Annotated in this window: 10 protein-coding genes and 1 tRNA gene; 3 read left to right on the top strand and 8 right to left on the bottom strand. The window is 71.0% G+C overall.

Annotated elements, in window-relative coordinates:
- The coding region (locus ACRX5W_RS09865; RefSeq protein WP_436787636.1) for an SGNH/GDSL hydrolase family protein at window positions 1-832 on the top strand (832 nt) is incomplete at its 5' end.
- Window positions 833-972: 140 nt separating this feature from the next.
- Window positions 973-2,193, top strand: coding sequence for an acetyl-CoA C-acetyltransferase (locus ACRX5W_RS09870; protein WP_436787637.1), 1,221 nt, complete (start codon window positions 973-975; stop codon window positions 2,191-2,193).
- Between the two features lie 79 nt (window positions 2,194-2,272).
- Here the strand turns inward: ACRX5W_RS09870 and ACRX5W_RS09875 are convergent, their stop codons facing one another.
- The gene (locus ACRX5W_RS09875; RefSeq protein WP_436787638.1) at window positions 2,273-2,680 is read right to left on the bottom strand and encodes a hypothetical protein; all 408 of its coding nucleotides are present in this window, start codon (window positions 2,678-2,680) and stop codon (window positions 2,273-2,275) included.
- A gap of 110 nt (window positions 2,681-2,790) precedes the next feature.
- Here ACRX5W_RS09875 and ACRX5W_RS09880 point away from each other — a divergent pair, with 110 nt between their 5' ends.
- On the top strand, window positions 2,791-3,024 hold the full coding sequence (locus tag ACRX5W_RS09880; protein ID WP_436787639.1) for a DUF4287 domain-containing protein: 234 nt from the start codon (window positions 2,791-2,793) through the stop codon (window positions 3,022-3,024).
- A gap of 218 nt (window positions 3,025-3,242) precedes the next feature.
- On the opposite strand, the gene ACRX5W_RS09885 is transcribed toward ACRX5W_RS09880, so the two are convergent.
- The 7 genes from ACRX5W_RS09885 to ACRX5W_RS09915 all read right to left on the bottom strand — a co-directional run bounded on the left by ACRX5W_RS09885 (window position 3,243) and on the right by ACRX5W_RS09915 (window position 10,227).
- Window positions 3,243-4,127: a Bax inhibitor-1/YccA family membrane protein gene (locus ACRX5W_RS09885; protein ID WP_436787640.1), complete on the bottom strand. Its 885-nt coding sequence runs from the start codon at window positions 4,125-4,127 to the stop codon at window positions 3,243-3,245.
- 472 nt (window positions 4,128-4,599) lie between these two features.
- Window positions 4,600-4,681: transfer RNA gene (locus ACRX5W_RS09890), tRNA-Leu, on the bottom strand.
- Between the two features lie 116 nt (window positions 4,682-4,797).
- Window positions 4,798-6,060 carry a class I SAM-dependent methyltransferase gene (locus tag ACRX5W_RS09895; protein ID WP_436788028.1) on the bottom strand — a complete coding sequence of 421 codons (1,263 nt, stop codon included), beginning with the start codon at window positions 6,058-6,060 and terminating at the stop codon, window positions 4,798-4,800.
- Window positions 6,061-6,344: 284 nt separating this feature from the next.
- The gene (locus ACRX5W_RS09900; RefSeq protein ID WP_436787641.1) at window positions 6,345-7,697 is read right to left on the bottom strand and encodes an NAD(P)/FAD-dependent oxidoreductase; all 1,353 of its coding nucleotides are present in this window, start codon (window positions 7,695-7,697) and stop codon (window positions 6,345-6,347) included.
- A 411-nt stretch (window positions 7,698-8,108) separates the two neighbouring features.
- Entirely contained in the window at window positions 8,109-9,044 is a 936-nt protein-coding gene (locus tag ACRX5W_RS09905; RefSeq protein WP_436787642.1) for a Ppx/GppA phosphatase family protein, read from the bottom strand.
- Complete coding sequence (locus ACRX5W_RS09910) at window positions 9,044-9,601, bottom strand: DUF501 domain-containing protein (protein ID WP_436787643.1); 558 nt, start codon at window positions 9,599-9,601, stop codon at window positions 9,044-9,046. Before ACRX5W_RS09910 ends, ACRX5W_RS09905 begins: the two co-directional genes overlap by 1 nt.
- Before the next feature lie 68 nt (window positions 9,602-9,669).
- Entirely contained in the window at window positions 9,670-10,227 is a 558-nt protein-coding gene (locus ACRX5W_RS09915; RefSeq protein ID WP_436787644.1) for an FtsB family cell division protein, read from the bottom strand.
- Window positions 10,228-10,292 lie beyond the last annotated feature (65 nt).

The raw sequence follows: 10,292 nt of genomic DNA on the forward strand, positions 1-10,292 counted from the left end.
CTCGGCGGTCGCCGAGAGGCCGGTGCAACTGGTCAACGTGGCCAAGTCCGGCGCGCAGTCCTCCGACCTGGAGCGCCAGGTGACGCTCGCGCTGGCCGCCGAGCCCGACGTCGCGATGATCATGGTCGGCGCCAACGACGTGACCCACCAGGTACGCCCCGCCGACTCCGTGCGCCGCCTGGAGCAGGCCACCCGCCGCCTCATCGCGGCGGGCACGGAGGTCGTCGTCGGCACGTGTCCCGACCTGGGCACCATCGAGCCGATCGCCCAGCCGCTGCGCTACCTCGCGCGGCAGTGGAGCCGCAGTCTCGCCGCCGCACAGACCATCGCGGTGGTCGAGGCCGGCGGCCGTACGGTGTCGATCGGCGCGCTCCTCGGCCCCGAATTCGCGGCCCGGCCGGGGGACCTGTTCGGGCCCGACCGGTTCCATCCCTCCGCCGAGGGCTACTCGACCGCGGCGATGGCGATCCTGCCGTCGCTGTGCGCGGCACTCGACCTTTGGCCGCTCGACGAGGAGCGCCCGGACAGCTTCCGCGGCGAGGGCGTGCTGCCGATCGCGGTCGCGGCCGTGGAGGCGGTCGAGGAAGGCGGTACGGAGGTCGCCGGCACGCGCGTGGCGGGCAACGAGCGCGGTCCGCGGGGCCGGTGGGCCCTGCTGCGGCACCGCAGGCGCCGGCGTATCCCGGCTCCCGCACCGCCCGACGGCGAGGCCGGAGAGGCGGAAGCCGCAGGCGAGGCGGACGAGACCGAGGAGACCACGAAGGCTTGTGGACCCGCACAGCGTCCCGGATCGGACAACGAGGCGGACTCACCGTCCAGTAGCCTGATCTGACTGGCCGTCAGGACGAGAGTGGGGCAGATCGCACCGCAAATCCGAAGACACCCCTCCCGCCCTTGGCTACCAAGAAGTAACTTCAGCTCCAGACGAGAGACCCCGACTCCTCGTACCGACGGCGCCAAGGAGTAACCCGCATGCCCGAAGCAGTCATCGTCGCGACCGCGCGCTCGCCCATCGGCCGCGCCTTCAAAGGCTCACTGAAGGACGTCCGCCCCGACGACCTGGCCGCCATGATGGTCCGGGCCGTCCTGGACAAGGTGCCCGCACTCGACCCGCGCGACATCGACGACCTGATGCTCGGCTGCGGCCTGCCCGGCGGTGAGCACGGCTTCAACATGGGCCGCAACCTCGCGGTCATGCTCGGCCTCGACCACCTGCCGGGCACCACGATCACCCGCTACTGCTCGTCGTCGCTACAGACCACGCGCATGGCGCTGCACGCCATCAAGGCCGGCGAGGGGGACGCGTTCATATCCGCCGGCGTCGAGGTGGTCAGCTCCTCGCGCACCAAGGGCAGCAGCGACTCGATCCCGGACACCAAGAACCCCCTCTTCGCGGACGCCGCCGCGCGCACCGTCGCCACCGCCGAGAACGGCGGCACATGGACCGACCCGCGCGAGTCCGGCCTGCTGCCGGACGTCTACATCGGCATGGGCTTCACCGCGGAGAACCTCGCGCAATACAAGGGCATCACGCGCGAGGAACAGGACGAGTTCGCGGTCCGCTCCCAGAACCTCACCGAGAAGGCCATCGCCGACGGATTCTGGGCCAAGGACATCACCCCGGTGGCGCTGCCCGACGGCACGGTCGTCAGCGCCGACGACGGCCCACGTCCGGGCACCACGCTGGAGGCGGTCTCTCAGCTCAAGCCGGTCTTCCGCCCCGACGGCACGGTCACCGCCGGCAACGCGTGCCCGCTCAACGACGGCGCCGCCGCGGTCATCGTCATGTCCGACACCAAGGCACGCGACCTGGGCCTGACGCCCCTCGCGCGCGTCGTCTCCACCGCTGTCACCGGTCTTTCCCCCGAGATCATGGGGTACGGCCCGGTAGAGGCGTCGCGGCTGGCGCTGAAGCGGGCCGGCCTGACGACGTCCGACATCGACCTGGTCGAGATCAACGAGGCGTTCGCGGCGCAGGTGATCCCGTCGTACCGCGACCTTGGCTTCGAACTGGACAAGGTCAACGTCAACGGCGGCGCCATCGCGATCGGCCATCCCTTCGGCATGACCGGCGCGCGAATCACCAGCACACTGATCAACTCGCTCCAGTGGCACGACAAGCAGTTCGGGCTGGAGACCATGTGCGTGGGCGGCGGCATGGGGATGGCGATGGTCCTGGAGCGGCTGAGCTGAGCCGGACCCGCGGAGAACCCGAGACCCACCCGGGTCGCACGGCCCGGGTGGGTCTCGCCTTTGCCGGGCGAACGCGCCCCTAGAAGACGCGTGCGGCGAGAGCGCGTACTGCGGCGAGGGCGGTCTCGGGCGTGGTGTCGTCCGGGTGCAGCGGACCGCGTCGCAGATACGCGACCAGGTCGAGCCCGGTGACGGCGATCTGGTCGCCGACGGCGAAGACACCCGCGTCCGGGACCTCGCGCCCTGCCGGGGCGTCGCCGAGCGCGGCGAGCGTACGCGCCAGCTCCAGGCCCGCCCGGGCACGCGTACGGCCGGGGTCTGACGGATCGTCAGGGTCGATGCGGGCGCGGAGCCGGGATTCGGAGAGATGACGGTAGCGGTCGGCGAGCCTGCGTATCTCCCGGGCGAGCTCCACGACGGCGGCAGAGTTGCCCGGATCCGCGTCGCCAGGCGGTTTCCGGGCGGACTCCGAGGGGAGGGAGGACATATGCGGAGCGTACCCGTCCGAAGATCGTCCGGATTGGTGCGCTTCGACCAGTTGCCAACCGTTCGCCCGTCATGCACGCTCGGGGCACGGAACGCTCACCGGAGGCGCTTATGTCCTTGCCGCACTTCTCCGAAGAGACCCACCGGAACCTGCTCGCCCGGGTTCCGTCCGTAACCGGCCGCGAACTCCCTGATTGGTTCAAAGAGATCGACGAGGGCCCGTGCTTCTCCCGCTTCGAGGACCGGGTCCACTGGCTCCAATACGAGCACAGCATCGCACACGGCCACGCTACGGCGATCATGCGTGAACACGACCGGCGCCGCTTGTCCCGCGGCGTGCGCTGATCCTCCTCGGAGAGCAGCACGACGAGAAGTGCGTCACACAGCGAAATACGACGGTGGGGGGGGGGGGGGGGGGGGGGGGGGNACGACCGGCGCCGCTTGTCCCGCGGCGTGCGCTGATCCTCCTCGGAGAGCAGCACGACGAGAAGTGCGTCACACAGCGAAATACGACGGTGGCGGTGGCCCGAAGGCCACCGCCACCGTCGTTACCGGCTCACGCGCTAGTCGCGGAAGATCGCCAGGAGCCGCAGCAGCTCCAGGTAGATCCACACCAGCGACAGCGTCAGACCGAACGCCGCACGCCACGCCTCGCGTTCCGGGGCGCCGGCTGCGACGAGTTGCTCGACCTCGTGGAAGTCGAGGGACAGGAAGAACGCACCGAGCGCGATGCCGATGACGCCGAAGACGACGCCCATGGCACCGCCGCGCACGCCGTCACCGCCTGCGAAGGCAACGAACACGAGGTTCACCAGCATCAGCAGCACGAAGGCGATCGCGATGGCGATACCGATGCGTGCGTACCGGGCGGTGACCCGGATGCGGCCCGACTTGTAGGCCCACAGCATGGCGACGAAGATCGCCGCCGTACCGAGGACCGCCTGGACGACGATGCCGCTGTACGCGTTCTCGAACGCGTGGCTCGCGGCACCGAGGAAGATGCCCTCCAGCGCCGCGTACCCGAGCACGAGGCCCGGGTGGATCGAGCGCCGGAACGTGATGAAGAGCCCGAGGCCGAACGCCGCGAGCATGGACGCGAACGCCCAACCGTAGTTCTCGGCGGGCAGCAGGGCCCACGCGAGCGCTCCGAAGACGACGACGGTCAGCAGCGTCATCGCGGTCTTCGCGACGACATCGTCGATCGTCATGCGGCCGGTCTGGACCGGGCCCGCCGACTGCTGCTGGTACATCCGGTTGAGCTGGTCCGGCGACATCGGCTGGCCATACTGGGGCTGCTGCGCGTATTGCGCGGCGTTCGGGCCGAACGGATTTCCGGAACCGGACGGCTGCTGCCCGTAGGGCGCGCCGTACTGCGGCGCCTGCTGCGGCCCGGCCTGCGGCGCACCGAAGGCCCCCCGCCGCGAGAGGACCGGGTTGCTGCTCCTCATGTCAACTCCTCCATGCCCCCGCGTCGTGCGGGGTCTGGCGTCCAGAGTAATAGTTCAGTAAAGCCGTTGGGGTAACCCGCAAGCAGGATCCGTACCCCGTCCTTGCGAGGGAGAACGTTCGCGCGAGCGCGATTGTGCCCGACGGCGGCACCGCGCGCGAGAGACATACGCCTCACGGAATCCCGTCTGGAGCGAGCGTGAACGATCGGAACCAATCAGGAATGATCATCTTCGGCGCGGGCGCACCACGTCTCGGACGGCTGCGCGTGCCATCGCCGCCCGAAGGCACCGGCATCAGGACTTCTATGAGACGCTTCCGGCCGCCGTCCGCGAAGGTGTCCACCATGTGACACGGAGACGGAAAGGAGGGCCGCACCCGGGCCCCCCTCCCGTGCCCACCCGGACGTCCCCCACCTGGCCCGACGCGCCTGCGGCGGTGGTGTTCTCCCAGGTCGGAGCCATTCCGATCCGGTGCCCGGAGCCGGACTCGAACCGGCACGGCCGTGCGGCCAGCGAGGTTTAAGCTCGCCGTGTCTGCGTTCCACCATCCGGGCGCGATGCCGAGCGTAGCGGCATCGAAGCACCCTGTTGACCAACCTCGGGCATCCCGCCGACCAACCGTCGGGATGGTGCTTGTGCCGACCGCCCGTCGCCTGCCGCCAGGACGAGCTCAGCGGACCCTGCGGGCGAGTGTGAACTGCGATACACCCAGGTAGGCGGAGCGGAATCCGGCTTCGCAGTACGCCAGATAGAACTGCCACATCCGTCGGAAGGTCGCGTCGAAGCCGAGCGCCGCGACCTCGTCGGACCGGTCGAGGAAGCGCTCCCGCCACATGCGCAATGTCTCGGCGTAGTGCGGCCCGAACTCGCGGCGGTGCACCACGCGGAGGCGGGTGTGCGCGGCCAGCGCCCCGTCAATGGCCTCGGCGGAAGGGATGAGGCCGCCGGGGAAGACGTACTTGTGCATCCACGTCCACGTGTCGCGGGCCGCCCGCATGCGGTCGTCGGCCATGGTGATGGCCTGTACGCACGCGCGCCCCTCCGGCTCCAGCGCACGGTCGATGGCCGCGAAGTAGGCGGGCCAGTAGCGCTCGCCGACTGCCTCGATCATCTCGACGCTGACGACGGCGTCGTACCGGCCCGAGATCTCGCGGTAGTCGCACAGCCGCACGTCCACGCGGTCCGCGACACCGGCCTCCCGGCAACGGCGCCGGGCGAAGGCACGCTGCTCCTCGGACAGCGTGATGGTGACGACCTCGGCGCCCCGCGCGGCGGCGCGCAAGGCCAACTCGCCCCAGCCGGTGCCGATTTCCAGGAGGCGTGTGCCCTCCGCGACCGCTGCGGCGTCGAGCACCGCGTCGATCTTGCGGCGCTGGGCGTCGGCGAGTGTGTCCCCGGGCTCGAAGAGCGCCGACGAGTAGGTCATCGTCTCGTCGAGGAACAGCGCGAAGAGGCCGTTGGACAGGTCGTAGTGCCGACTGGCGTTGCCGCGCGCGCCCGAGGGGGTGTTCTCCTCCTCCGCCGGACGCACGGCGACCGCCCAGCGCCGCAACCTCTGCAGCGGGCGCGGTACGAGGCTGCCCAGGCGCCGCGCGAAGACGGTGAGCACGCCTGTCGGATCGTCGGCGTCCCACGCGCCGGTCATCCACGCTTCGCCGAAACCGATCAGGCCGTGCGCCCCGACCCTGCGGTAGAACTCGTCCGGCCGGGCGATCCGCATGACCGGGTCGCCGAAACCGCCGCCGCCGACCACCTGGCCGCCGGGCAGGTGGACGCGCACACGCAGGCCCCGGACGGCGGCGAGAAAGAGCCGCCTCGCGATCCGGGCGCGGGCGGGGGCGTCGGGCACGGTGGCGAGGTCGGGCCAACTCGCGGCGCCCGGATCGGCGACGGGTCGCAGCGGCGTCGCGCCCGTCGCATACCGCGCCCGCAACGGCGAGCCGAATGTCGTGCCGGCCTTCGTCGTGCCGGCCTGTGTCGTGCTGGTGCCCAATTCGCTCGCCTCACTCCCGCTGCGCGTCGACCTACGTACGTTGCCCTGGTTGCGGTGGAATGACGCCAGTTTCCATCGTTTGCCGGGGTGGCCCGGGGCCGGCCGGCGGCGTGCAAGCCGGGCGGACACCGCATCCGGGAACGCGTCAGGGCCCGTACCCCGGTGCGGGGTACGGGCCCTGACGGTGACTCAGGCCCTCGCGCGGAAGGGCCGCAGCCGGTCGCTCAGGCGCTCTTGCTCGCGGCCGGTGCGGGCGCCGGCGGCAGGGCGGCCTCCGCGAACTCGTCGCGGGGGTGCTCCATGGAGCCGAGCGACACGATCTCGCGCCGGAAGAACATCGCGAGCGTCCAGTCGGCGACGATGCGCGTCTTACGGTTGAACGTCGGCATCGCGTACATGTGGTACGTGCGGTGGAACAGCCACGCCGGCAGGCCCTTGAGCTTGAACTTGCCGAACATGATCGCGACGCCCTTGTGCAGGCCGAGGCCGGCGACCGCGCCGAGGTTCTTGTGCTTGTACTCGGCGGGCGGGAAGCCGCGCATCACGCTGATGACGTTGTCGCCGAGCTGCTTGGCCTGGCGTACCGCGTGCTGGGCGTTCGGCGGGCACCAGGCCCCTTCGCCGGCGGCGAGGTCGGGCACCTGGGCGTTGTCACCCGCGGCGAAGACGTGGTCCATGCCGGCGACCTGGAGGGTCGGGCGGGTGTCGACGTGGCCGCGCGGCCCGAGCGGCAGGCCGAACCGGGCGAGCACCGGGTTGGGCTTGACGCCGGCCGTCCACACGATGGTGGACGCGTCGAACTCGGTGCCGTCGGACAGCACGCAGTGCTTGTCGACGCAGGACTGCAGCGATGTCTCCAGGTAGAACTCGATCCCGCGCTGCTTGAGCTTCTTCAGGGTCCACTTGCCGAGCTCGTCGCCGACCTCGGGAAGGATGCGGTGCATCGCCTCGACCATGATGAAGCGCATGTCGTCGCGGGAGATGTTCTTGTAGTACTTGATCGCGTCCCGCGCCATGTCCTCGATCTCGGCGAGCGCCTCGATGCCGGCGAAGCCGCCGCCGACGAACGCGAAGGTCAGCGCCTTGCGGCGGATCTCCGGGTCGGAGGTGGAGTCGGCGATGTCGAGTTGGCCGAGGACGTGGTTGCGCAGCGCGATGGCTTCTTCGATGGTCTTGAAGCCGATGCCGTTCTCGGCGAGCCCCGGGATCGGGAAGGTCCGGGATATCGAGCCGAGGGCGACGACGAGGTAGTCGAACTCGTGGTCGTACGCCTCGCCGACGAGCGGGACGACGCGAGCGACCTTGCGGTCCTGGTCGATCGACGTGACCCGGCCGGTGACCACATCGGCCTTGGGCAGCGCGCGACGCAGCGGGACGACGACGTGGCGCGGCGAGAGACTGCCTGCCGCCGCCTCTGGCAGGAAGGGCTGGTACGTCATGTACGACCGCGGGTCGACGACCGTGACGGAGACCTCTCCGTACTTGGCCTTCTTCAGGATGCGCTGCGCGGCGTACAGGCCGACGTACCCGCCGCCGACGACGAGGATGCGGTGGCGACGGTCCTTGTTGCTGCTCATGCAGGGAAGTATCCCGGAGCGGACAGGGGTGCCGCTTCGAGGTCGCTCACAGGCCGGTAACCCCCTTGTGATACCCTGCACGCTTTTGTTTTCGCCCGATTGGTCGTGCGGATATCCGTCCGGTTGCCCCGAATGCCGCCTTGTCTCGGTCGGCCGCCCCGACCACGCCGATGACCTGCAACGATCCACGGCGGCCGGGCGCTCCCGAGTGCCGTGTGATCCCCGTCATGATCTTGAGGGGCAACTACTTGGACCGGTCAAGCGATGACGCGGACGGTCGGGAAGGCAACGCGGAGCAGCACTTAGTGCCAAGGTGACGAAAAGAATCGCCGGCGGACATGTGAAGAGATTCACAAACATTCTCGGGCGGCACTCCCCGGGGGCCGCCCGACAACGTCGTCTGACGGCCGGTCAGTCGAGGGTGCTCCAGGCGATGCCGTCCAGGATGTCGTGCTCCGAGACGACCACCTCCGGGGCCCCCACCCGCTCCATGATGGTCAGCAGCACGAGGGCGCCGGCACCGATGACGTCGACGCGCCCCGGGTGCATGACCGGGATCGCGGCCCGCTCCTCGTGGGTCGCCGCGAGGAGGCGGCCGGCCACCTCGCGTACGTCGTCGATGCGCAGCCGCGAGTGGTGGATCCGGGCCGAGTCGTACTCGGGCAGGCCGAGCGCGATGCCCGCCACCGTGGTGACCGAACCGGCAAGGCCGACGAGGGTCTTCGCACGGTCCAGCGGCACGTCCGCGGCGGCCACGTCGATCGCCGCCTCGATGTCCGCCTTGGCGGCCTCGATCTGCGCGGCGGTCGGCGGGTCGGAGCGCAGGTGGCGCTCGGTCATGCGGACGCAGCCGACATCCACCGACCGCGCCGCCTCGACGCGGTCGGAGCCGAGGACGAACTCGGTCGAGCCCCCGCCGATGTCGAGCACGAGGTACGGCCGCGCCAAGCCGCCGCCCTCGGCGCCCAGTTCGCGGGTCGCCCCGACGAAGGACAGCGCCGCCTCCTCGTCGCCGGCGATGACCTCGGGTTCGACGCCCAGCAGCTCGCGTACGCCGTCGCGGAACTCGTCGCGGTTCTCGGCGTCCCGGCTCGCACTGGTCGCGACGAACCGAAGGCGCTCGACGCCGAGCGCGGCGATCGCCTCGTGGTACCTGCGGCAGGCCGCGAACGTTCGCTCCAATGCCTCGGGCGCCAGCCGCCCGGTCTTGTCGACGCCCTGGCCGAGCCGGACGATCTCCATGCGCCGGTCGAGGTCCTTCAGCGCACCTGTCTCCGGGTCGAGGTCGGCCACCAGGAGGCGGATCGAGTTGGTGCCGCAGTCGATCGCGGCCACGCGTTCTGTCATCACGAACCCCTCTGGCTGTCGTCGGTCGGGGCGGTCGGGTCGGTCGGAGTGCCGGGGCCGGCCGGCTCCTCGGCGGGGCCGGGGACCGCGACACACCGGCCCTTGCGCCACCACTCGGGCAACGCGGCCAGCGCCTCGTCGCCCAGCGGGTTGACCCCGCGGCCCGCCGCGAGCGAATGCGCCACCAGGACGTGCAGGCACTTGACGCGGTCGGGCATGCCTCCCGCGGAGGGGAAGCCCGCCAGCACCTCGATCGCGTCGCGGCGCCTGATGTAGTCCTCGTGTGCGGCACGGTAGCGCGCGGCGAGCTCCGCATCGGCGGCGAGCCGGTCGTTCATCTCGCGCATCATGCCGTCGGACTCCAGCGTGCCGATCGCGGACGCGGCGCGCGGACACGTGAGGTAGTACATCGTCGGGAACGGGCTGCCGTCCTCCAGACGAGGCGCGGTCTCGACCACGTCGGGCAGCCCGCACGGGCACCGGTGGGCGACCGCGCGCAGGCCGCGCGGGGTGCGGCCGAGTTGTGCGGTGACGGAGGCGACGTCCTGCTGTTCCATGGGGAGCAGTATTTCGGACTTTCCCGCGCCGGGTTCATCCGGCGGTGGGGTGCGGGAGTCCGTCGCGGCTACGGCGCGGCGTCCGCGTCCTCGACCGTGGTCCACAGCTCGCCGGTCCAAGTCCCGTCGGTCGGCGACGCCGTGGGGGCCGGGGCGGGGGGCGGCGGCGGAATCACCGAGTAGGAGGTGTCGCCGGGGTTCACGTAATGCAGGTTGAGGCGGGCCTGCTGGCGGATGTACGCCGGGTCGTTCCAGCGTTCCAACTCCTGGCGCAGGCGCTCGACTTCGGCGCGGCGCTGCTCGGTCTCCCCGCGCAGGTCCGCGCGTTCCCGGCGCTGGTCGAGGTATTGCCGGACCGGCACCACGAGGGCGATGGCCAGCACGGACACCACCAGCACCAGAACACCGGCGCGGCCGGTCAGGCGGTTCGGCCGTGTCTTGGAGCCGCCCCAGGTCACCACGATGCGGCGGCGCTTCGCGGTGCTCCGGGCCGGCGCCGCGCCGCTGCGTGCGGTGGCGCCCCGAGCGGTGCCTGCCCGTGCACCGCCGCCTCGCGGACCGCCGCCGCTCGCGCCGTTCTTCGCCTTGCCCGGCCCGGTCCCCTTGCGTGCGTCCGTCTCGGACACGCGCCCTCCCTGCCGTCGGGCCGGGGGGGGGGGGGGGGGGGGGCGGGGGGGAGGTAGGGGGGGGG

It is taken from the genome of Yinghuangia sp. YIM S10712 (assembly GCF_051388935.1).
Taxonomy (GTDB): Bacteria; Actinomycetota; Actinomycetes; order Streptomycetales; family Streptomycetaceae; genus Yinghuangia.

Excerpts from the sequence above, each read along its gene's own strand:
- ACRX5W_RS09900 (WP_436787641.1), bottom strand. The coding sequence starts at position 7,697 with ATGAGCAGCAACAAGGACCGTCGCCACCGCATCCTCGTCGTCGGCGGC.
- ACRX5W_RS09880 (WP_436787639.1), top strand. The coding sequence starts at position 2,791 with ATGTCCTTGCCGCACTTCTCCGAAGAGACCCACCGGAACCTGCTCGCC.
- ACRX5W_RS09870 (WP_436787637.1), top strand. The coding sequence starts at position 973 with ATGCCCGAAGCAGTCATCGTCGCGACCGCGCGCTCGCCCATCGGCCGC.
- ACRX5W_RS09910 (WP_436787643.1), bottom strand. The coding sequence starts at position 9,601 with ATGGAACAGCAGGACGTCGCCTCCGTCACCGCACAACTCGGCCGCACC.
- ACRX5W_RS09885 (WP_436787640.1), bottom strand. The coding sequence starts at position 4,127 with ATGAGGAGCAGCAACCCGGTCCTCTCGCGGCGGGGGGCCTTCGGTGCG.
- ACRX5W_RS09905 (WP_436787642.1), bottom strand. The coding sequence starts at position 9,044 with ATGACAGAACGCGTGGCCGCGATCGACTGCGGCACCAACTCGATCCGC.
- ACRX5W_RS09875 (WP_436787638.1), bottom strand. The coding sequence starts at position 2,680 with ATGTCCTCCCTCCCCTCGGAGTCCGCCCGGAAACCGCCTGGCGACGCG.